Annotated in this window: 22 protein-coding genes; 5 read left to right on the top strand and 17 right to left on the bottom strand. The window is 71.2% G+C overall.

The features are described from left to right. Positions 1-4 precede the first annotated feature (4 nt). The 3 genes from V6V89_RS30390 to V6V89_RS30380 all read right to left on the bottom strand — a co-directional run bounded on the left by V6V89_RS30390 (position 5) and on the right by V6V89_RS30380 (position 2,907). A complete protein-coding gene (locus tag V6V89_RS30390) occupies positions 5-697 on the bottom strand; it encodes a (2Fe-2S)-binding protein (RefSeq protein ID WP_334622927.1) in 693 nt (230 codons plus the stop codon). A 246-nt stretch (positions 698-943) separates the two neighbouring features. Then, positions 944-2,041: a vWA domain-containing protein gene (locus V6V89_RS30385; protein WP_334622926.1), complete on the bottom strand. Its 1,098-nt coding sequence runs from the start codon at positions 2,039-2,041 to the stop codon at positions 944-946. Further along, on the bottom strand, positions 2,029-2,907 hold the full coding sequence (locus V6V89_RS30380; RefSeq protein WP_334622925.1) for an AAA family ATPase: 879 nt from the start codon (positions 2,905-2,907) through the stop codon (positions 2,029-2,031). The genes V6V89_RS30385 and V6V89_RS30380 overlap by 13 nt, the downstream gene beginning before the upstream one ends. Before the next feature lie 88 nt (positions 2,908-2,995). Between V6V89_RS30380 and V6V89_RS30375 the strand changes: the two genes are divergently transcribed. Continuing rightward, the gene (locus tag V6V89_RS30375; RefSeq protein WP_334622923.1) at positions 2,996-3,175 is read left to right on the top strand and encodes a hypothetical protein; all 180 of its coding nucleotides are present in this window, start codon (positions 2,996-2,998) and stop codon (positions 3,173-3,175) included. A gap of 39 nt (positions 3,176-3,214) precedes the next feature. On the opposite strand, the gene V6V89_RS30370 is transcribed toward V6V89_RS30375, so the two are convergent. Further along, entirely contained in the window at positions 3,215-3,364 is a 150-nt protein-coding gene (locus tag V6V89_RS30370; protein WP_334622922.1) for a hypothetical protein, read from the bottom strand. Between the two features lie 217 nt (positions 3,365-3,581). On the opposite strand from V6V89_RS30370, the gene V6V89_RS30365 reads away from it, so the two are divergent. Beyond that, a complete protein-coding gene (locus V6V89_RS30365; RefSeq protein WP_334622921.1) occupies positions 3,582-7,010 on the top strand; it encodes an ATP-binding protein in 3,429 nt (1,142 codons plus the stop codon). Positions 7,011-7,131: 121 nt separating this feature from the next. Here the strand turns inward: V6V89_RS30365 and V6V89_RS30360 are convergent, their stop codons facing one another. Next, complete coding sequence (locus V6V89_RS30360; protein ID WP_334622920.1) at positions 7,132-7,533, bottom strand: type II toxin-antitoxin system PemK/MazF family toxin; 402 nt, start codon at positions 7,531-7,533, stop codon at positions 7,132-7,134. 71 nt (positions 7,534-7,604) lie between these two features. Between V6V89_RS30360 and V6V89_RS30355 the strand changes: the two genes are divergently transcribed. Genes V6V89_RS30355 through V6V89_RS30345 form a run of 3 tightly spaced genes read left to right on the top strand, consistent with a single transcriptional unit; the run spans position 7,605 to position 8,862 of the window. Further along, entirely contained in the window at positions 7,605-7,964 is a 360-nt protein-coding gene (locus V6V89_RS30355; RefSeq protein ID WP_334622919.1) for an ArsR/SmtB family transcription factor, read from the top strand. Positions 7,965-8,002: 38 nt separating this feature from the next. Then, positions 8,003-8,449 (top strand): SRPBCC family protein, encoded by a 447-nt coding sequence (locus V6V89_RS30350; protein WP_334622942.1) that lies wholly within the window; start codon positions 8,003-8,005, stop codon positions 8,447-8,449. Further along, a complete protein-coding gene (locus V6V89_RS30345; protein WP_334622918.1) occupies positions 8,446-8,862 on the top strand; it encodes a VOC family protein in 417 nt (138 codons plus the stop codon). The genes V6V89_RS30350 and V6V89_RS30345 overlap by 4 nt, the downstream gene beginning before the upstream one ends. Here the strand turns inward: V6V89_RS30345 and V6V89_RS30340 are convergent. Genes V6V89_RS30340 through V6V89_RS30285 form a run of 12 tightly spaced genes read right to left on the bottom strand, consistent with a single transcriptional unit; the run spans position 8,848 to position 21,383 of the window. After that, positions 8,848-9,591: a GntR family transcriptional regulator gene (locus V6V89_RS30340; RefSeq protein ID WP_334622917.1), complete on the bottom strand. Its 744-nt coding sequence runs from the start codon at positions 9,589-9,591 to the stop codon at positions 8,848-8,850. The genes V6V89_RS30345 and V6V89_RS30340 overlap by 15 nt on opposite strands. An 11-nt stretch (positions 9,592-9,602) precedes the next feature. Continuing rightward, positions 9,603-10,595 carry a Gfo/Idh/MocA family protein gene (locus V6V89_RS30335; protein ID WP_334622916.1) on the bottom strand — a complete coding sequence of 331 codons (993 nt, stop codon included), beginning with the start codon at positions 10,593-10,595 and terminating at the stop codon, positions 9,603-9,605. A 13-nt stretch (positions 10,596-10,608) separates the two neighbouring features. After that, a complete protein-coding gene (locus V6V89_RS30330; RefSeq protein ID WP_334622915.1) occupies positions 10,609-11,373 on the bottom strand; it encodes an ATP-binding cassette domain-containing protein in 765 nt (254 codons plus the stop codon). Beyond that, positions 11,370-12,467 carry an ABC transporter permease gene (locus tag V6V89_RS30325; protein WP_334622914.1) on the bottom strand — a complete coding sequence of 366 codons (1,098 nt, stop codon included), beginning with the start codon at positions 12,465-12,467 and terminating at the stop codon, positions 11,370-11,372. The genes V6V89_RS30330 and V6V89_RS30325 overlap by 4 nt, the downstream gene beginning before the upstream one ends. Beyond that, positions 12,464-13,468, bottom strand: coding sequence for a substrate-binding domain-containing protein (locus V6V89_RS30320; protein WP_334622913.1), 1,005 nt, complete (start codon positions 13,466-13,468; stop codon positions 12,464-12,466). The genes V6V89_RS30325 and V6V89_RS30320 overlap by 4 nt, the downstream gene beginning before the upstream one ends. A gap of 53 nt (positions 13,469-13,521) precedes the next feature. Then, positions 13,522-15,018, bottom strand: coding sequence for a CoA-acylating methylmalonate-semialdehyde dehydrogenase (locus tag V6V89_RS30315; protein WP_334622912.1), 1,497 nt, complete (start codon positions 15,016-15,018; stop codon positions 13,522-13,524). After that, the gene (iolD, locus tag V6V89_RS30310) at positions 15,015-16,913 is read right to left on the bottom strand and encodes a 3D-(3,5/4)-trihydroxycyclohexane-1,2-dione acylhydrolase (decyclizing) (protein ID WP_334622911.1); all 1,899 of its coding nucleotides are present in this window, start codon (positions 16,911-16,913) and stop codon (positions 15,015-15,017) included. The genes V6V89_RS30315 and iolD overlap by 4 nt, the downstream gene beginning before the upstream one ends. Further along, positions 16,910-17,731 carry a 5-deoxy-glucuronate isomerase gene (gene iolB / locus V6V89_RS30305; protein WP_334622910.1) on the bottom strand — a complete coding sequence of 274 codons (822 nt, stop codon included), beginning with the start codon at positions 17,729-17,731 and terminating at the stop codon, positions 16,910-16,912. The genes iolD and iolB overlap by 4 nt, the downstream gene beginning before the upstream one ends. Beyond that, entirely contained in the window at positions 17,728-18,591 is an 864-nt protein-coding gene (locus V6V89_RS30300; protein WP_334622909.1) for a Cgl0159 family (beta/alpha)8-fold protein, read from the bottom strand. Before V6V89_RS30300 ends, iolB begins: the two co-directional genes overlap by 4 nt. Further along, positions 18,581-19,525 carry a 5-dehydro-2-deoxygluconokinase gene (gene iolC, locus V6V89_RS30295; RefSeq protein WP_334622908.1) on the bottom strand — a complete coding sequence of 315 codons (945 nt, stop codon included), beginning with the start codon at positions 19,523-19,525 and terminating at the stop codon, positions 18,581-18,583. The genes V6V89_RS30300 and iolC overlap by 11 nt, the downstream gene beginning before the upstream one ends. Next, on the bottom strand, positions 19,522-20,379 hold the full coding sequence (locus V6V89_RS30290) for a TIM barrel protein (RefSeq protein WP_334622907.1): 858 nt from the start codon (positions 20,377-20,379) through the stop codon (positions 19,522-19,524). The genes iolC and V6V89_RS30290 overlap by 4 nt, the downstream gene beginning before the upstream one ends. Continuing rightward, positions 20,376-21,383 (bottom strand): Gfo/Idh/MocA family protein, encoded by a 1,008-nt coding sequence (locus V6V89_RS30285; protein ID WP_334622906.1) that lies wholly within the window; start codon positions 21,381-21,383, stop codon positions 20,376-20,378. Before V6V89_RS30285 ends, V6V89_RS30290 begins: the two co-directional genes overlap by 4 nt. Positions 21,384-21,513: the final 130 nt, after the last annotated feature.

Genomic DNA, 21,513 nt, shown 5'->3' with positions numbered 1-21,513 from the left:
TCCCTTACGGCACCGGCCGCGGCACGGCCTCGACGGGTACGGACTCGGGCTCGGACGGCACCGCGGGTGGCGCCTGGGGCGTACCCGGCATCTGGCCGTCCACTGCGGACGCTGGCTCCGCGACCTCGGCGCCGCGCAGCGCGGTCGCCGCGTCGCGCACCGCGTGCACGATGTTCTGGTATCCGGTGCACCGGCAAAGGTTGCCCTCGATGCCTTCCCGGATCTGCGTGTCGCTGGGATCCGGGTTTTCGGTCAGCAGGTCCACCGCGGCCAGGATCATCCCGGGGGTGCAGAAGCCACATTGGAGCGCGTGCCGGTCGTGGAACGCCTGCTGCACCGGGTGCAGCGAGCCGTCGCCACCGGCGAGCCCTTCGATGGTGGTGATCTCGGTGCCGTCCGCCTGGACGGCGAGCACGTTGCAACTCTTGACGGCCGCACCGGCTCTGCTCAATTGCTCGGCTGCGCGCTCTGCTCCGCTCGTCGGTCGCTGCGCTCCCTGCGATGCTCGCTCCGCTGTCGCCTCGCTGGGCGCCGAAGGCGCCATGAGCACCGTGCAGGCGCCGCAGTTGCTGGTGTCGCAGCCGACCACGGTGCCGACCTTGCCGAGCCGGTCGCGCAGGTGGTGAACGAGCAGGGTGCGGGCCTCTACGTCGTCGTCGTAGCGGATGCCGTCGACGGTGATGCTGATCCGGGTCATGAACCCTCCCGGGCGGGACGGGGCCAGGTGCGGGCCGCACCGGACCGGGGCCGGGCGCGCACGAGCAGCCCGGGCCGCATCGCCTCCGGCGCACGCCCGGGAAAGGAGTGCGCGCTACCTCACAGACAATCCCTCGCGGCCGTCTGCCGCAAGGGGTTCGGCGTAACCCGCGCAACTTTTTGGATCAGCTGGGAGCCGTGGGTGACCACGACGGCGCCTGACCCGAATTCCGGTTTGTTTTCCTGATCAGGCTCGGGAGATCACTCGGACCAGGTCTTCGAGGGTGGCCAGGTTGTGGCCGGCGACGAACTCGTCCAGGTAGGGCAGCGCGGCCGCCATGCCCGCCACGAGCGGCGCGTACCCCGGCTTGCCCCGGTGCGGATTGACCCACACCAGCCGGTACGCCAGCCGGGACAGCCGGGCCATCTGGGCCGCGAGCAGCGCCGGGTCGCCGCGCTCCCAGCCGTCACTGCACAGCACCACCACGGCGCCGCGTGCCGTGCCGCGCTGGCCCCACCGATCCAGAAACGCCTTGAGCCCGTCGGCGAGCCGGGTGCCGCCGTGCCAGTCGGCGATCGCCCCACCGGCCGCGCGCAGGGCCGCGTCAGGATCCCGGTGGCGAAGCGCCCGGGTCACCCGGGTCAGCCGGGTGCCCAGCGTGAACACCTCGGTCAGCGTGGGCCGGCGGCGCACCGCCGCGTGCGCGAAGCGGAGCAGCGCGTCCGCGTACGGTGCCATCGAGCCGGAGACGTCAACCAGCAGCACCAGGCGGCGCGGCTTGTCGCGGTGGTCGCGGCGCGCCAGCCGCGTGGGTTCGCCGGCGTGCCGCAGCATCCGCCGGACCGTCCGCGCCGGGTCGACGCCGCCCGCGCGGGCGGGGCGGTGTCGCCGGCTGGGCCGCGGCGCGGTGCCCGGTGCCAGCAGCGCCACCAGCCGGCGGACCTCGTCACGCTCCGCCACCGACAGCGCGGCGATGTCGCGCTGTCGCAGCACCTCGGTGTCGCTGGCCGCGACCGGGGTCGCGGCGTCCGGCTCGGTGGCGGTGCCGCCGGGCACCGACCCGAACAGCGCCGCCGGGCGGCTCCGGGCCGCGGGCTGCGGATCGGGTACGCGGGCAGGCAGCCGCCCACCGAAGTACGCGGTGAACGCGGCATCGTAGACCGGCAGGTCGTCGGGTTCGGCGCACAACGTCAGCCGGCCCGCCCAGTACACGTCCCGCCGACTGCTGACCTGGAGCGCGCCAGCGGCGGCGATCATGGCCTCGACCCGCTCCCCCACCGCCTCGACCCCCGCGTGCCGCAACGTCTCGGCGAAGCCCACAAGGACGGCGGTCAGGTCCGCCATGGTTCGGACTCTCGCACCCGTTCGATGTCCTCGCGGTACTTCAGCACCGCGCCGAGCGTGGCCGCCGCGACGTCCCGGTCGAGCCCGTCGGCGCCGAGCGCGGACAGCGCGCTGGCCCAGTCCAGCGCCTCGGCCACCCCCGGCGGCTTGATCAGGTCGAGCTCGCGCATCCGCCGGATCGCCTCCGCCACCTCGGCGGCCAGCCGTTCGGTCACCTCCGGCAGCCGGGAGCGCAGGATCGCCACCTCGCGCTTCACGCTGGGGTGCTCGACCCAGTGGTACAGGCAGCGGCGCTTGAGCGCGTCGTGCACCTCGCGCGTGCGGTTGCTGGTCAGCACGGTCAGCGGCGGCCGTTCGGCGGCGATGCGCCCGAGCTCCGGGATCGTGATCGCGGCATCGGCCAGCACCTCCAGCAGGAAGGCCTCGAACTCGTCGTCGGCCCGGTCGATCTCGTCGACCAGCAGCACCGACGGCGTGCGTTCGAGGGCCGCCAGCAACGGGCGGGCGATGAGGAATCGCCGGTCGTACAGGCTCGCCTCCAGCGCCGCGGTGTCCGGCTTGTCGCCAGCTGCGACGGCCGCCGCCTCGACGGTGCGCAGGTGCAGGATCTGCCGCGGGAAGTCCCAGTCGTACAGCGCCTGCGAGGCGTCCAGCCCTTCGTAGCACTGCAGCCGCACGAAGTGGGCGCCGGTGGCGTCGGCCAGCGCCTGGGCGAAGGCGGTCTTGCCGACACCCGCGTCGCCTTCGAGAAACAGGGGCCTACCCAGCCGCAACGCCAGGTGCCCGGCGATGGCGAGCCCCTCGTCCGCGAGGTACCCGACCTCAGCGAGCGCCTTCGCGAGGTCCTGAGGTGAGGCGGGGATCACAGGCCAACTATGCCAGGTGAGCGGTATCACGACGCCATGTAACGCCCTCGTAGCAGGGGCAACGTGCAATGGAGGTGGAGGTTTTGCGATGTTGTACGACTGCCCGGAGTGCGGGCTCCCGACCACCGTGACGCCGTACGGCCAGGCGACCGGCACCGACGGCCCGGTCGAGGTCGTCCGGGTGCGGTGCGCCGGGGCGCACTGGTTTCTCGGCCCCGGCGACACCCTGCGCCGGCTGATCCCTGCGCCGGTGCACGAGCAGAGCTGAGCGGGGCGCCCCGAGAGGCACCCCGCTCACGCTGGCACGTCAGTTGTCGCTGGTGCCCGCCGGCTCGGAACCGACGCCCTTGCCCTTGTCGGGTGTGCCAACGCCCTTACCGTCCTTGGGCTCGCTCCCGACGCCCTTACCCGCGGGCGGGGCGCCCTTGCCGTCGGTTTCGGCGCTCGAATCGGCCATGATTTCGGACCTCCCCTGACACAAAATGACTTTGTGTTGACACGGCGTACTCTAGTGGCGTCTTGCGCGCGGGCGCCGCCGTCGCGTCGGGACCCCGACACGGTCGCACTGGGTCTGCATCAAGGTGGAGGCCGGAGCGAGGCGGAGTCCAGGCGGCGGCTGGGCCCGCCGCAGCTCAGTATCCACCTTGATACAGGCCCTGGGACGGTCGAGGACATTGAGTGTTGAGCAGGACGGTTGCCCGCAGTGCGGGGCGCCCACCGATCCGGGCCACCGCTTCTGCGGCCGGTGCGGCACGGCCCTGCACGCCCGCTGCCCCTCCTGCGATGCCACCATCGCACCCGGCTTGAGCTTCTGCACCACCTGTGGCGCGCAACTGGGTGGTTCGGAGGCGCCCCGCGAGGAGCGCCGCACGGTCAACGTGCTCTTCGTCGACCTCAAGGGCTTCACGCAGATGGCCGAGAGTCTCGACCCGGAAGACCTGCGCCGCCTGCAGATCGACTACTTCACCACGGCCCGCGAGGTGATCCGGCGATACGGCGGGGTGGTGGAGAAGTACATCGGCGACGCGGTCATGGCGGTCTTCGGCGTGCCGGTGGAGACCGAGCACGACGGGTACCGCGCGGTGTTCGCGGGGCTGGAGCTGCAGCGCGAGCTGGACGAGCGGCCCCTGGCGGGCCGGTACCGGATGCGCGCGCGGGTCGGCGTCGCGACCGGCGAGGCGCTGGTCGACCTGGCCGCCGCCCGCAACGGCGGCGAGGCGCTCGTCTCCGGCGACGTGGTCGCAACGGCTTCGCGCCTGCAGTCGCACGCGCCGCCCGGTGGGGTGCTGGTGTCCGCGGCCACGCACCGGGCCACGGTCGGTTCCATCCGGTACGCGGACGAGCCTGCCCACCTCACGGTGGCCGGTAAGGCGCGGCCGGTGGAGGTGTGGCTGGCGCAGGCGTCGGCGCACCGGCCGCAGGTGGTCGACGACGAGGGCACGCCGCTGATTGGTCGCCGGTCCGAGTTGGACCTGCTGATGGCGGCGCTGACCCGGTCGGTGTCGGAGCGACGGGCGCAGCTGGTGTCGGTGGTGGGCGCCCACGGGCTGGGCAAGAGCCGCCTGGTGCGCGAGCTGTTCCGTCGCGTCCACGACGCCGGTGACCTGCTGGTGCGCTGGCGGGTGGGGCGCTGCCTGCCGTACGGGGCGGGCGGCACGTACGACGCGCTCGCCGAGATCGTCAAGGCCGAGGCGGGCGTCCTGGACACCGACGACCCGGACACCACCAGAGACCGGCTCACCGCCGCGCTCGGCGACGCGTTGCCGGCCGACGACCGGGAACGGCTGATCCGCCTGGTCGCCCCGCTCGCGGGGTTGCCGGGCCGTGCGGTGCGGCCGGGTGAGATCGAGGCGGCGTGGCGTGACGCGCTGCTCGCCCTGGCCCGGCACCTCCCGACCGCGCTGGTCGTCGAAGACCTGCACTACGCCGACCCGGCGCTGCTGCGGTTCCTCGCCGACCTGGTCGAGGCGGGCGGCGACGCACCGCTGTTCGTCCTGTGCACATACCGGCCGGAGCTGCTCGACCAGCAGCCGGCCTGGCCATCCGGGCTGCCCGGCATGCTCACCGCCTCGCTGGCGCGGCTGCGCCCGCCCGAGATGCGCACGCTGGTGTCGACGCTGCTGCGCCAGCAGTCCATGCCTGAGGAGTACGTCGAAAGGCTCGCCGAGATCACCGGCGGCAACCCGATGTACGCCATCGAGTACGTGCGGATGCTCGCCGAGCGGCAGGGCGACCCGGCGCCCACGATCGAGGGCGAGTTGGACGTTCCGGAGACCGTGCACGGCGTCATCGCCAACCGCATCGACCTGCTCGACAACGCCGGCCGCCGGGTGCTGGGCGCCGCGGCTGTCCTGGGTGACCGGGTGTGGCCGGGTGCGGTCGCGGCCATGCTCGACCTGGGTGACGGCGACGTGGCCCGGGTGCTGCACCGGTTGCAGCAGCGCGACATCCTCGCCGCCGGCACACTGTCCACAGTGGCCGGGGAGAGCGAGCTGGGATTCCAGCACCAACTGGTGCGCGAGGTGGCGTACCGGCGGCTGCCGCGGGCGATGCGCGCGGCGCTGCACCGGCGCGCGGCGGGTTGGCTGGAGCGGGTGTCGATCGGCGGCCGGCACGACCTGGCCACCGCCGTCGCCCGCCACCGGATCGAGGCGCTGTCGCTGGCCGAGAGCCTCGGTGAGGACACGGCCGCCGACGCCGAGGCCGCCCGCGCGGCGCTGCGGGCCGCCGCCGAGGCCGCCTACTCCGTGTACGCCGTGGACGCCGCTCTCGGATACGTCGAGCAGGCGCTCAACGTCTGGCCCCTCGACCACGAGCCGGCTGGACGGCGGGCCACCGAGTTGCTGCACCACCGGCTGCGGTTCCTCGTGGACGGCGACCGCTTCTACCGCGACGAGGGCGTCAAGGACGTGGCCCGGCTGGCCGACCGGATGCGCGACGCGGGCGACCTTCCGGGCGAGGCGGGCGCCGAGACGCTGCTCGGGCAGGCCGAGTCGATGCGCGCCGAGCGCACCAAGGCCCGTGAGCACCTCGACCGCGCGGTGGCGCTATTCGCGCGGATGCCCGACAGCGCCGACACCACCGAGGCGTACGCCGAGCTGGCCCGCCTGCACCTGATGGACTACCAGACCGGCGCGGCGATCACGGCGGCCCGCACGGCACACGCGCTGGCGTCGCGGCTCGGACTCGCCGACGCCACCGTGCACGCGCTGGTCACCGAGTACGCGGCCCGGTACGTGGCCGGCGACGCCAGCGCACTGTCCGACATGGAGCGGGTGGTCGAGACGTGCCGCGCCCAGGGGCTGCCGACGCTGCGACGGGCCGGCCACAACCTGGCCACCTTCGTGCAGGAGGAGGGCGACCTGCCGCGCGCGGCCGAACTGGAGCGGGAAAGCCAGACGGTCCAGGGTGGACAGCTGCGGTTCGTGCCTAGCCACTCGGAGGAGGCCGAGCTGGCCTACTTCGAAGGCGACTGGATCACGCTGCTCCAGGCCGCCGACGCCTACCTCGACGGGGAGGGCGCCGACACCACCGACTGGGATCTCCAACTGCGCGGCCGCCGCGCCTGGCTGCGTATCCTGTGCGGCCTGCCCGCCGGGGAAGATGTGGCGCGCGGCCTGGCGGTGGCGCGCGACTCCGGGTTCGCCAGGCTCCGCTTCAACGCCACCGCGCACGGTGCGCTCTGCTGCGCCCTGGCCGGCGACTCGGACAAGGCGGCCGAGCTGCTCACCGAGCTGGCCAGCGTGTGGCGTGAGACGCCCACCGCACTGACGATGGAGTGGCTGCCCGCGGCGGCGCACACGGCGGTCCTGGTGCCCGAAGCGGCCGGCACCGTGGCGGCGGTCGTCGACACCGCCCCGCGGCGTACCCGATGGGTGGCCGCCGCCGAGGCGATGGTGACCGCCGGACAGGCCTTGTCACGCGGCGACCGGGCGGCGGCGACCGACCACCTGAACGCGGCGGTCGAACGCTACGACGCGATCGGCTGCGCCAGCGACGCCGTCCTAGCGGCGGCGCTGGGCGAAAGCCGCTACGCGTCCCGCGTGGCGGCTTTCGCCGCCCGCAACCGCGCCCCCGCGCTTCTCACCCTGACCCGCCTCTAGCCCTCTCCTCGCCGATCAAGGGCAAACGCACGTGCTTTGATCTCCGATCCACGTGCATCTGCCCTTGATCGATGCGAAAGCCCTTGGTCGGCGCCCACGCCGGGGCGCGGGAGCGATCGACTTAGGTTAGCCAGCCGTAGCGGTTCTTCAGGACGGCCGCGACCTCGGCGAAGCGGTGCGGGTCGAGGATGCAGCCCTCGCGGCGGATGCCGTCCTCGTCCACCTCCAGGACGCGGTCCAGGCGGACCCAGCTTGGGCGCTCCTGGCGGTCCCAGGCGCCGGGGCCGAGCCCGAACCAGTGCCGATCCCCGTCGCGCTCCTCGTTGCTGGAGAGCATGAGACCGAGCAGCATGCGCCCCTGCCGGCCGGCCACCAGCACGGGCCGGTCCTTGCCCTGGTCGGGCAGGTCTTCATAGGCAACCCAGGTCCACACGACCTCACCGGGGTCGGCCTCGCCGTCGAGCTCCGGGTTGTACTCCAGGATCCGCCCGCCGACCGGCGCCTCGCTCTTCCAGACACTCACGGGCCTGACCTTAACCGATCATCCGGCCGGTTCTTGACAGGCTGGCCTTCACCCCAGATAACCTGTTAGTTATGAAACCGAGCGGTTATGGGCTCGACACCACGTTCGCGGCGCTGGCCGACCCGACGCGGCGTGCGATCCTCGCCCGGCTCGCCGCCGGCGAGGCCACGGTGTCTGAGCTGGCGGCGCCGTTCGACATCAGCCAGCCGGCTATCTCCAAGCACCTGAAGGTGCTGGAGCGCGCCGGGCTCATCTCCCGGGGCCGCGACCAGCAGCGCCGGCCACGCCGGCTGGAGCCGCGCCCGCTGCGGGCGGCCACCGAGTGGCTGGAGACCTACCGGGAGTTCTGGGAGGAGCGGTACCGCAACCTCGACGCCCTGCTCGGCGAGCTCCAGGCCGACGAGGGCGGCACCCAGGGAGGCGGATTGTGACTCTGCACGTGACCACGCCGACGGACCGGACGATCGTCATGTCGCGGCGGTTCGCAGCGCCGCGACCACTGGTCTTCGACGCCTGGACCCAACCGGAGCTGTTGCGCCGCTGGTACGGGGCGAAGGGCTGGACGTTGGTCGAGTGCGAGGTGGACCTGCGGGTCGACGGGGCGTGGCGGTTCGTATCGGAAGGGCCGGAGGGCGCCCGGATGGGGCAGCGCGGCGTCTACCGTGAGGTCGACCCGCCCCGCCGGCTGGTCTTTACCGAGCTGTTCGACGACCAGTCCTACCCGGGCGTCGCGCTGGTGACCCACGACTTCGTGGCGGAGAAGCCGAGCGCGACGACGATCACCAGCACGATCCTGTACCCGTCGCCGGAGGCTCGCGACATCGTGCTCCGGTATCCGATGCGGCGCGGTGTCGCGGAGGCGTACGAGCGACTCGACGAGGTGCTCACCGGCACAAACCAGAAGGGGACATCATGAACTGGACACTGGAAGTCGTCGTCGTACCGGTCTCCGATGTGGACCGTGCCAAGGCGTTCTACGCCGACCAGCTCGGCTTCGCAGTCGACCACGACACGAAGATCAGCGACGGGGTGCGCATCGTCCAGCTGACGCCGCCGGGCTCGGGCTGCTCGATCGTGATCAGCAAGGGCATGAACGACATGCCGCCCGGCTCGCTCAAGGGCCTGCAGCTGGTCGTCGCCGACCTGCGCAAGGCGCGCGCCGAGCTGGTGGAGCGGGGCGTCGACCTGACCGAAATCCAGCTCCACACCCGGGAAGGGACGACGCGCCCCGCCCGCGATGACGACAACCTCGACAACGAGGGGTTCGTCCACCTGAGCGACCCCGACGGCAACGCGTGGTCGATCCAGCAGATCTCAGCGCGCGACTAACGTCAGCTCGAAGCTGTACAGCGACGCCCGATAGGCGTGGTGGCCGTACTCGACCGCCCGCCCGGCGTCGTCGTACGCGGTGCGAATCATCGTGAGCAGCGGCGCACCGCGCGCCTCGCCGAGCGCCTTGGCCTCGGCCGCGGTGGCCTTACGCGCGCCGATCGTCTGATCGGCGAGGCGCAGGTTGATGCCCGCCGACCGCATCACCTGATACAGCCCGTGCTTCGCCAGATCTTCGGCGCTGATCTGCAGCAGCCCGAACGGCAGGTAGTTGCGCATCACGGCCAGCGGCTCGCCCTGGGCGTACCGCAGGCGCTCGATCGCGAGCACCGGCGCACCTGGGGGCAGGGCCAGCGCCACCGCCACCTCGTCCGGCGCCGCGGTCTCGCCGAACGACAGCACCTCGGTGCGCGGCTGCTGATGGGTGCGGTGCAGGTCGTCGTACAGGCTGGTCAGCTCTACCGTGCGGCGCACCTTCGCGTGCACGACCTGGGTGCCGACGCCGCGCTTGCGCACCAGCAGTCCCTTGTCGACCAGGTACTGGATCGCCTGCCGCATGGTGGGCCGGGACAGGCCCAGCTGGTCGGCGAGCGCGATCTCGTTTTCCAGGCGGGTGCCCGGGGTGAGCTGACCCGACTCGATCAGCTCCTCCAGCCGCTGCGCCACTTGGAAGTACAGCGGCACGGGGCTCGACCGGTCGACCCGGATGAGCTGGCCTACGGGGTTCACGACGGGCTCCTTCACTGCGGACTACCGGTTGGTGCGTCGGCCAGCGTCACCGTACTGCGGGCGCCGGTGGCAAGGGATCGAAGGCACGCTTCCGCGACGGCGGTGGCCGCGTAACCGTCCCAGGCGGTCGCGCCACCCGGCCGGCCGTCGACCCACGCCTGCAGCTCGTCCAGGTATGCCTGGCCGAACCGGCTGCGCCAGTCGTCCGGCAGCGGTTGGGTGCGGCCCCCGCCGCGCGTCACCGCGCCAGTGCTCGGGGTGTCGAGCGAGACCGTACCAGTGCTGCCCACCACCTCGCAGCGCACGTCGTATCCATACTGGCAATTAACGAAGCTTTCGACCTCGACGACCACGCCTGCGGCGGTCTCCAGAAGCACGATTTGCGGGTCGCGGGCGCCGCCGGCCAGCGGGCTGGACCTGACGGCGACCACGGTCGCCGCGACGATTTCCGCGCCGAGCAGCCACCGCGCGGCGTCTATTTCGTGTACGACCGAGTCGGTCAGCGACATCTCGCTGGTGAACCACGGCGGCACAGAGGCATTGCGGTGCACGCAGTGCATCAGCAGTGGCTCGCCGATGCCGCCGCCATCGAGGACCGCCTTGACCTGCCGGTACCCGAAATCGTGCCGGCGCATGAAGCCGACCCGCACCAGCGGGCGGCCACGCGCCGCCTCCGCCTCGACCACCTTGAGCGCCGACTCGGCCGTGGTGGCGAGCGGCTTCTCGCACAGCACCGGCTTACCCGCCGCGACGCACGCGAGCACCTGCTCGGCGTGCAGGTCGCCGGGCGAGGCGATGAGCACCGCATCGACGGCCGGATCATCGATGACGTCGTGCGCGGCGAGGTGGACGGCCGCACCGACCGGGGCGCCCACCGCGACGGCGCGTTCCCGATCGACGTCGAACACCGCGCTCACCTCGGCGCCCGATACCTGCTGCGCGAGCCGCCGGACGTGCTCGGCACCGATGCTCCCGGTGCCGATGACGCCGACTCTTACACTCATACCTTGCTCTCCCTCAGGTCCGCTCGAGTTCGTGGGTGAGGGCGGTCAGCTCGTCGCCGCCGGCCATCTCGCGGGTCAGGTCGTCCAGGCTGATCTCGGCCCGCTTGCAGTCCAGCCGCATCCGGCCCCGGTTGAGCAGGATGAAATGGTCGCCCACGAGGTACGCGTGGTGCGGGTTGTGGGTGATGAACACGACGCCGAGCCCGGCGTCCCGGGCGGCGGCGACGTACTTGAGCACCACACCGGACTGCTTGACGCCGAGCGCGGCGGTCGGCTCGTCGAGGATCAGCACCCGGGCTCCGAAGTGGATGGCTCGCGCGATGGCCACGCACTGCCGTTCGCCGCCGGAGAGCTGGCCGATGGGCTGCTCGACGTCGCCCAGGCGGATGCCCATGCGGGCCAGTTCGTCGCGGGTGGTGCGGCGCATGGTGTCGATGTCGAGCACCTTGAGCGGCCCCTTGCGCAGCTCGCTGCCGAGGAAGAAGTTTCGCCACACGGGCATCAGCGCGACGACGGCGAGGTCCTGGTACACGGTGGCGATACCACGGTCGAGCGCTTCTCGGGGCGAGCCGAAGTGCTTGGGCTCGCCGTCGACCCGCATCTCTCCCGAGTCGTGCCGGTGCAGTCCAGACATGATCTTGATCAATGTGGACTTGCCGGCGCCGTTGTCGCCGAGTACACACGTGATCTCACCGGCGTTGACCCGCAAGGAGATGTCGTGCAACGCGACGATGTTGCCATACTGCTTGCCCACGTTGGACATTTCGATGAGAGTCATGGCTGCCGCCTTGCCTGCATCCGGGCGGAGGCGCGAGGCGCCCGCCCGGGATGCACCGCCAATCGCCGGACCCACATGTTAAGCACGGTTGCGAAGAGCAGCATGATGCCGAGGAAGAACTTGAACCAGTCGGCTTCCCACCCGGCGTACACGATGCCCTGGTTGGTCATGCCGAAGATGAGCGCGCCGAACGCGGCCCCGATCGCCGAGCCGTACCCACCGGTCAGCAGGCACCCGCCGATGACCGCCGCGATGATGTAGATGAACTCGTTGCCGACGCCCTCGCCGGACTGCACGGTGTTGAACGCGAACAGCCGGTGCATGCCCATGAACCAGGCGCACAGCCCGACGCCCATGAACAGTGCGATCTTCGTCTGCCGCACGGGCACGCCGACGGCCCGCGCGCTGTCCACATTGCCGCCCACCGCGAAAATCCAGTTTCCGAACCGGGTGCGCAGCAGGATCCAGGTGCCGATGGCGACGAACAGCAGCCACCACAGCACCGTGACCCGGATGCTCACGCCGCCCACCTCGAACGACGACGCGAAGACCCGCCGGGCCGAGGAGAACCCGTCCATGTCGGAGATGTTGTCGGTGGCCACCTGTCCGCTGACCTGCTTGGTGATCGCGATGTTCGCGCCCTGGAGCATCAGGAACGTGCCAAGGGTCACGAGGAAACTGGGGATCTTCGTGGTCATCACGAGGAACCCGTTCAGGAAGCCGATCCCCAGCGCGAACACCAGCGACACCAGCACGCCGGCCCACACGTTGAGGCTGAGCTGGAAGCTGAGCATCGCGGCGAACAGCGACGAGGCCGTGACGTTGACGCCCGCTGACAGGTCGAACTCGCCGCCGATCATCAACAGCGCCACGGGCACCGCCATGATGCCGATGGTCGAGCTGACATACAGCACGGTGGCCATCGACGAGGTCTGGCGGAACGGGTCGGCGATCACGAAGAAGAAGATGAAGATCGCGATGGCGCCGACCAGCGACCCCAGCTCCGGCCGGGCGAGCAGGCGGTGCGCGAGGGAGGCACGTGCCACCCGCTCGGGCACCGCCCGCTCAGCCGCGGCAGTGCTCGTCGAACTCATCGAGTGCCTCGGTTGGCGTACTCGGCGATGGCCTCGATGTTGGACTTGTCCACGAAGGAAGGTCCGGTGTAGACGGTCTGGCCACCACCGATGGTGTTGCCGTTGGTCAGGTACAGCCACAGCGAGTCGATCGCCAGGTAGCCCTGGAGGTACGGCTGCTGGTCGACGGCCCACTTGACGCCGTCCGACTTGATGGAGTTGACCAGCTCCTTGTTGGTGTCGAACGTGACGACCCGCGCCGAACTGCCGGCCTCCTTGGCGGAGTCGACGGCGGTCAGGGCGATCGGAGCACCGAGCGCCACCACGTGGTCGACGCCCTTGTCCTGCTGGAGCTTCGCCGTGATGGTGCTCTTCACCGACGGCATGTCCTTGCTGTTCACGTTGAGGTTCTCGACCGTGCCTGCGGCGCCGAAACCCTTCTTGACGCCCGCGCACCGGGCCTCCAGCGCGACGTGCCCCTGCTCCTGGATCACGCAGAGCACCTTCTTGGCGCCCTCCTGCGCCAGGCGCTGCCCGACGGCCTCACCGGCGACGCTCTCGGCCTGCCCGAAGAACTGGAGCACGCCCATGCTCTTCCAGTTGTCGACGCCGGCGTTGAACGCGACCACCGGAATGTTCGCCGCCGTCGCCTTGGCCACCACGTCCTTCATCGCGTCCGGCTTCGCGAGGGTGATCGCGATGCCGTTCACCTTGCTGTCGACCGCGTTCTGCACCAGGTTGGCCTGCTCCGGCGCCTCCGGGTTGTTGGAGTACTTCAGTTCGACGTTGTCCTTGGCCGCCGCGGCCTCGGCGCCCTTGCGGATGAGGTCCCAGAAGGTATCGCCGGGCACCTCGTGCGTGACCATCGCGATCGTGAGACGGGGAGTGTCGGCGACACCGGCGTTGCCGCCGTTGCTCGACTCCTCCTCCTGCTTGCCGCCTTCACTGCTGCACGCCGCCACGCCGAGTGTGACGGCGGTCAGGAAGGCGAGCAGGGCCGCGGTTCGTGGGGTTCGCGCCATTGTCTACCTCCGTGGGGTCGCCAGCGGCCGGAATCAGGGGCGCGGTCGCTGGATCAGTGCATCGTCGGGAAGTGGTAGCTGGCACCGGCAGGGTGCGACACGTGCGGCCACCGGGAGGTGACCACCTTCGCGCGGGTGTAGAACGAGATGCCCTCCGGCCCGTGCACGTGCTTGTCGCCGAAGAGCGAGTCCTTCCAACCGCCGAACGAGTAGTACGCCATCGGCACCGGGATGGGGACGTTGATGCCGATCATTCCAACCTGGACACCGCGCTGGAAGCGGCGCGCCGCCTCACCGCTGGAGGTGAAGATGGCCGTGCCGTTGCCGTACGGGTTCGCGTTGACCAGCGCGATGGCCGCGTCCACCGTGTCGGCCCGCAACACCGACAACACGGGGCCGAAGATCTCCTCGCGGTACACGTCCATCTCGGGCGTGACCGCGTCGACAACGGTCGGGCCGACGAAGAAGCCGTCCTCGTACCCGGGCACCACCAGGCCGCGCCCGTCGACCGCGATCCGCGCGCCCTGCCGCTCGCCGGAGTCGATGAACCCGACGATCCGGTCCCGGGCGGCGCTCGTCACGACCGGGCCCATCTCGCTGGACGCGTCGCGCCCCGGGCCGACCTTCACCGCCGCCGCCTTGGCGCTGACCGCCTCGACCAACGCCTCGCCCGCGTCGCCGACCGCCACGGTCGCGGAGATCGCCATGCAGCGCTCCCCCGCCGAGCCGAACGCGGCTGCCACCAGGTGGTCCGAGGCGTAGTCCAAATCGGCGTCCGGCAGCACGATCGCGTGGTTCTTGGCGCCGCCGAGCGCCTGCACCCGCTTGCCGCTGGCCGTGCCGCGCTCGTGGATGTACCGGGCGATCGGCGTGGAGCCCACAAAGGACACCGCCGCGACGTCGGAGTGGTCGAGCAGCGCGTCGACCGCCTCCTTGTCGCCGTGCACCACGTTGAAGACCCCGTCGGGCAGGCCGGCCTCGGCCCACAGCTGCGCAACCAGCAGCGACGCGGACGGGTCGCGCTCACTCGGCTTGAGCACGAACGTGTTGCCGCAGGCGATGGCGATCGGATGCATCCACATCGGCACCATCGCCGGGAAGTTGAACGGGGTGATGCCGGCGACCACGCCCAGCGGCTCGCGGAACGAGTACGTGTCGACGCCGGTGGAGACCTGGTCGGAGTAGTCGCCCTTGAGTAGGTGCGGGATGCCGCAGGCGAACTCGACCACCTCCAGGCCGCGCTGCACCTCACCGCGGGCGTCCGACACCACCTTGCCGTGCTCGTCCGAGATGATCTCGGCGAGCTCGTCCATGCGGCGGTTGACCAGCTCTCGGAAGGAGAACAGCACCTTCGCCCGCTTGCTCAGCGACGACTGCGACCACTCCCCGAACGCGACCCGCGCGGTGCGCACCGCCTCGTCGACGTCGCCCGCGCCACCCAGCACGACCTCTGCCTGCTGCTGGCCGGTGGCCGGGTTCCAGACCGCGCCGCGCCGGGTTGCCGCGCCAGCGGTCAGCTTGCCGCCGATCCAGTGCTCGATGGTCCTCACTGCTTCGTTCCCCTCAGATATGACCGCTGGTTGGTCTTCGCGGCCTCGTACTGCTTGCGGGCCTGCCGGGTGGCGTCCAGTTCGGACACCTCGGCGACCGGCACGTCCCACCACGCCTCGCTGCTCGGCGCGTACACGAGCGGGTCGGCGTCGACGTGGACGAGCGTCGGCCCGTCGTGCGCCTTCGCGTCTGTCAGGGCCGCGCGCAGCTCGTCGACGCCCTTCGCCCGCAGCACCCGCACGCCCAGGCTCGCCGCGTTGGCGGCGAGGTCGACGGGCAGCACGTCGCCGTCCAGCCGGCCGGTGTCCGGGTTGCGGTACCGGTACCAGGTGCCGAAGCGGGGAGCGCCGACGCTCTCCGACAGCGCGCCGATCGACGCGAACCCGTGGTTCTGCACCAGCACCACGATGAGCTTGATCCGCTCCTGGACGGCGGTCACCAGCTCCTGCGACATCATCAGGTAGGAGCCGTCGCCGACCATGACGAAGACGTCCCGGTCGGGTTCGCCTTGCCGGTTCAGAGCCATCTTGGCTCCTAATCCTCCCGCGATCTCGTATCCCATGCAGGAGTACCCATACTCGACGTGGTATCCCTTCGGATCCCGGGTGCGCCACAGCTTGTGCAGGTCGCCGGGCATCGAGCCGGCCGCGCACACCACCACGTCGCGCGGCTGGGACACCTCGTTGACGACCCCGATCACCTCCGACTGGGCCGGCAACGGGCCGTGCCCGAGGTGGTACGCCCGCTCCACCGTCTCGTCCCACTCGGCCGCCAGCCGGCGCGCCTGCTCGCGGTACGCCGGGTCGACCGACCAGCCGCTCAGCGCCTCGGCCAGCGCCAGCAGCGCTTCCCGGGCGTCCGCGACGACCGCGACACCGGCGTGCTTGGCAGCGTCGAAGGCGGCCACGTTGACGTTGACGAACCGCACGCCGCTCTCGGCGAACGCCGTGCGCGAGGCCGTGGTGAAGTCGCTGTACCGGGTGCCGACGCCGATGACCACGTCGGCCTGCCGGGCGATCTGGTTGGCAGCGGTGGTGCCGGTGCTGCCGACCGCGCCCAGCGAAAGCGGGTGGTCGTACCGCAGGGAGCCCTTGCCCGCCTGGGTCTCGGCGACCGGTACGCCGGTGGCCTCCACGAACAGCCGCAGCGCCTCGGTGGCGTCCGAGTAGGACACGCCGCCACCGGCGACGATCAGCGGCCGGCGGGCCGAGCGGATCACGTCGACCGCGCGGGCCAGCGCCGCCGGCTCGGGCACCGGCCGCGACACGTGCCATACCCGGTGCTCGAACAGCTCCTGCGGCCAGTCGAACGCCTCGGCCTGTACGTCCTGCGGCAGCGCGAGCGTGACCGCGCCGGTCTCCGCCGGGTCGGTCAGCACCCGCATGGCCGACAGCAACGCCGACGGCAGCTGCTCCGGGCGCCACACCCGGTCGAAGTACCGGGACACGGGCCGGAACGCGTCGTTGACCGACACGTCGTACTGGCGCGGGTCCTCCAGCTGCTGCAGCACCGGGTCGGCGGCCCGGGTTGCGAACACGTCACCGGGCAGCAGCAGCACCGGCAGCCGGTTGATGGTGGCGAGCGCGGCACCGGTCACCATGTTGGTGGCGCCGGGGCCGATCGACGACGTACAGGCCAGCGTGGTGAGCCGGTTACGCATCCGGGCGTACGCGGCCGCGGCGTGCACCATGGCCTGCTCGTTGCGGGCCTGTAGATAGGGCAGCGCGCCGGGCGTATGCAGCTCCGCCTCCATCAGCGCCTGGCCCAGCCCGGCCACGTTGCCGTGCCCGAAGATGCCGAAGCAGCCGTCGAACAGCTTCTGCCGGGCGCCGTCCCGCTCGCTGTGCTGCGCGGCGAGGAACCGGACGGTCGCCTGCGCGACGGTCAATCTCATCTATCCACTCCGAACGGTAACCGTGGGTCCACGGGCTGATCGGCCCAGGTGCCGCGGATCCAGCCGTGCGCCGGGTCGTCGCAGACCAGCCAAGCGCGCTCGTCGGCCGGTCCGGCCATCACGTTGAGGTAGTACAGGTCGTAGCCGGGAGCGGCCATCGACGGCCCGTGCCAGCCGTGCGGCACCAGCACGACATCGCCCTGACGGACCTCGGCGAGCACATCGATCCCTTCGCCGTACACCCTTTGGTACGCCGGACCGTCGCCGGAAATCTCGAAGTAGTAGATCTCCTCCAGCACGGACTCGCCGGGCCGCTCCTCGTCGTGCTTGTGCGGCGGGTACGACGACCAGTTGCCGGCTGGAGTCAGCACCTCGCAGGCGATCAGCCGGTCAGCGAAGGGGAACGCGTCGGGAGTACCAAAGTTGTTGACCTGGCGCGAGCAGTTGCCGGCGCCGCGCAGCTCGACCGGCACGGCGTCCTTCGCTATGTAGCGCGGTTCGAGCCGGCGGCGGGCCCGCGCGGCCGGCACCGCGAAGCGACCACCGTCCACACTCGACACCATGACGGTGGTGTCCCGCGGCACGTACGCCACGTCGGTGGGGCCGGCGAAGACGTCCGGCCGCCCCTCCAGGTCGGCGGCGAAGCCGTCACACGACACCGAGCACGCCCCGGACAGCGGGACAACCATCACTTCGTCGTCGCCCGTCCGGAACTCTCGCGCACCGCCGGGCGCCAGCTCCAGGATCGTCAATCCCGAGTACGCCCAACCGGCCGACTCGGGCGTGACCTCGGTGCACTGTGGCAGGTAGTACTTCACAGCAGACTCACCGCCGTGTCGACCGCGGCCGCCACGTCGTCGTCGCTCGGATAGAGCAGCGACCGTCCGGCCACGATCCCCTTGACCGTGGGCAGTTGCAGCGCCTTCTGCCAGCCGGAGAACGCGGCGTCCCGGTCCGCCGGCACCTCGCCGCCCAGCAGCAGCGCGGGCAGCGTGGAGGCGGCCATCACCCGCTCCATGTCCGGCACCACCGGCACCTTCAGCCACGTGTACGCCGACGTGCCACCCAGCCCCGAGGCCACCGCGATAGCGCGGATCATCGCCTCCGAGGTCAGGTCGTTGTGCACCCGCCCGTCCACCCGGTGCGAGATGAACGGCTCCACCATCGCCATCCGCCGGTGCGCGGCGAGCTCGTCGACCGCCCGAGCGCTGGCCTCCATCGTGGACACGGTCGCCGGGTCGTCCGGGTCGATCCGCAGCAGCATCTTGCCGCCGTCGAAGCCCATCGCGGCGATCGCGCCGGCGCTGTAGCCGGTGAACCGGTCGTCCATTTCGAACACCGTGCCGGCGAGGCCCCCGCGGTTCATCGAACCGATGACAACCTTGCGTTCCAACGCACCGAGAAGCAGCAGGTCTTCCAGGATGTCCGCGGTGCCCAGCACGCCATCGACCCCGGGCCGCGACAGCGCCACGCACAGCCGCTCCAGCAGGTCGGCGCGGTCGGCCATCGCCAGCGGGCGACTGCCGGCCCGCAGCGCGCCACGCGCCGGGTGGTCGGCGGCCACGAGCACCAGCCGACCGCCGATCGCGCCCGGCCGGCGCCGAGCCGCCGCCTCCGCGATCGCGGCGGGCTTGTGCATCCGCGTCCGCACGATCTCCATCAGGTGGTCAGCGAACATCCAACTTCCCCGTTTCCAGTACTTCAGCCGTGGTCGGCATAGCGTCCGAGCACGCCAGCCGGCCAGCGACGATCGCGCCCGCGACGTTCGCGAAGCGCATGATGTCTCCGGTGTCCCATCCCGACAGCAGCCCGTGGCACAGTGCCCCGCCGAACGCGTCACCCGCGCCCAGTCCATTCACGACCTCGACCGGGAACGGCGGCGCCTCCACCGACCCGCTCGCGTCGACGGCCAGCACGCCGCGCGGTCCCTGCTTCACGACGGCGAGGTCGGCGCCCCGGTCGCGCAGGGCCTTGGCGGCGGCGGCCGGCTCGCGCTCGGCCACGGCGGTGAAGCACTCGTCGAGGTTGCCGACCGCGACGGTCGCGTACGGCAACGCTTCCTGGACCCAGCGCCGGGCCTCTTCGCGTGAGGGCCAGAACATCGGCCGGTAATCCAGGTCGAGCACGGTGATTCCCGCGCGGTCGCGCGCCTTCAGCGCGGCCAGCGTCGCGGACCGGCTCGGCTCCTCGCACAGCCCGGTGCCGGTGACCCAGAACACGCCCGCGGAGCGGATCGCGTCGAGGTCCAGCTCGTCCTGCTTGATCTGGAGGTCCGGAGCCGTCGGGTACCGGTAGAAATACAGCGGGAAGTCGTCGGGCGGGAAGATCTCGCAGAACGTCACCGGGGTGGGCAGGTGCTCGACCGGCGTCACGTACCGGTCGTCGACCCCGTACCCGCGCAGTGCCTTGTGGATGAACTCGCCGAACGGGTCCGCACCAGTGCGGGTGATGACCGCCACCCGGTAGCCGTGCCGGGCGGCGGCCACCGCCACATTGGTGGCGCTGCCGCCGAGGTACTTGCCGAACGTCTCCACCTCGGCCAACCCAACGCCGACCTGGAGCGGATAGATGTCGACACCGATCCGCCCCATCGTCAGCACGTCGAACGTCATCTGATGCTCCGCAGGTATTCCACACTGGACAGCACATCGGCGAGCGGGTCCGCGTCGGGGCCGTCGAGCACCTTGTCCTGCTCCAGCACGAACCAGCCCTGGTATCCCGAGGCGGCCAACCCGCGCACGATAGAGGGGACGTCCACGTCGCCCGTGCCCAGCGGCCGGTACATGCCGGCGCGCACGGCGTCGGTGTACGTCAGCTCGCCCGCGCGTACCCGCGCCGCCAGACCAGCCTCGACGTCCTTGAGGTGCACGTGCTCGATCCGCTCCGGCGCCCGCGCCGCCAGCAGCGCCGGGTCGGTGCCGCCGATCAGCAGGTGGCCGGTGTCGAGGCACAGCGGGATGCCCGAGTCGGCGAGCACCCGCTCGACCTCCGGCGCCCGCTCCACCATCGTGCCCACGTGCGGGTGCAGCGTCGCGGTCAGCCCGGCCTCCGCCACCACCACCACAGCAGCGTCCAGATTGGACAGCAGCGACCGCCAGCCGCGCTCGTCCAAGTCGGGCCGGGAGTCGTATCCGGTGCCACCGGTATCGGCGGCCAGCACCACGACCTCCGCCCCGCCCTCCGCGAACCGCTCAGCGGTGCGGCGCAGCGCTGGCAGCGGGTCGTGGTCGGGGTCGTGCAGCACCACCGGCACGAACCCACCGATGGCGCTCAGCCCGTACGCCGACAGCAGCGCCGTGCGCGCCTCATGCTCGTCGGGCAGGTAGCCGTCCGGCCCAAACTCGGTCGCCGTGATGCCGGCTTCCTTCATCTCGGCCAGTACCCGCTCGGCCGGCAACTGGTAGCCCCACCCGGGGACCTCGCACACACCCCACGAGATGGGCGCGCCCGCGATGTTCAGCCTCACCGCCGCACCTCCGCGACCGCGACGGGACGGTGCTCACGACGCGACAGGTCACACGCCTCGGCGACGTAGAACGCCTCCAGCGCGTCCGCGACCGTGCACGGAGACTCACCGTTGCCCGCCACCAGGTCGGTGAAGGCGGTGAGCTCCGCGATGTACGCGTCGCGGAAGCGTTCCATGAAGTTCGGGTACGGCGTGCCGGCCGGCCACGCCACCCCGGGCTCGGCTGAACGCAGCGGCAGCCGGTCGTCGAGCCCGACGGAGACGCTGTCCTTCGCGCCGAGCACCTCCAGCCGCACGTCGTACCCGGCCGCGTTGTATCGGGTGCCGGACACCAGGGCGATCGTGTCGTCGTCGAGCGTAAGCACCGCGGCGCTCGTGTCGATGTCGTCCGCCTCCCGGAAGAAGTCCTCACCCCGGTTGGCACCCACCGCGTACACCTCGACCACCTCGCGGCCGGTGACCCAGCGGATGATGTCGAAGTCGTGCACGCTGCAGTCCTTGAAGAACCCGCCCGACGTGGCGATGTACTCCGCCGGCGGCGGCGCCGGGTCCAGCGTGCCGGCCCGCAGCGTGTGCACCCAGCCCAGCCGTCCACTCTGGACAGCGTCGCGCGCGGCTGTGAATCCCGCGTCGAAGCGCCGCTGGAAACCGATATGCACCTGTACCGTCGAGCGCGCCACCCGGTCGAGCACGGCGAGCGTGCCCGGGACGTCCGGCGCGACCGGCTTTTCGCAGAACACCGGCAGCCCCGCCTCGACCGCGTCCAGGATCAGCCCCGCGTGCGCGTCGGTCGCGGCCGCGATGGCCAGCCCATCGATGCCGGCGGTGAACAGCTCCGCGGGCGTCTCCACCGCGGTCACCGACCCGCCCAGCTTGGCCGCGATGCTGGCCGCCCGGTCCGGGTCGGCATCGGCCACCACGAGTGACTCGACATGATCGAGCCCTCTCAGTGTCTCGGCGTGAAAAGCACCGATCCGGCCGACGCCGGCGAGTCCGATGCGCATGGATGCGGCCTCCTGGATTTCTGAAAAGTGGCAGCGTTGTTACGCCCACTGTTCTATCCAGCCCGCGACTTTGTCAATACATACTAACCACCTAACACGGCCCTCGCCGCCCCTCCCCGCCCGCCGATCA

Origin of the sequence: Micromonospora sp. CPCC 206061, assembly GCF_036906915.1 — a bacterium.
Taxonomy (GTDB): domain Bacteria; phylum Actinomycetota; class Actinomycetes; order Mycobacteriales; family Micromonosporaceae; genus Phytohabitans.
This window is presented reverse-complemented; position numbering and strand designations above follow the sequence as displayed.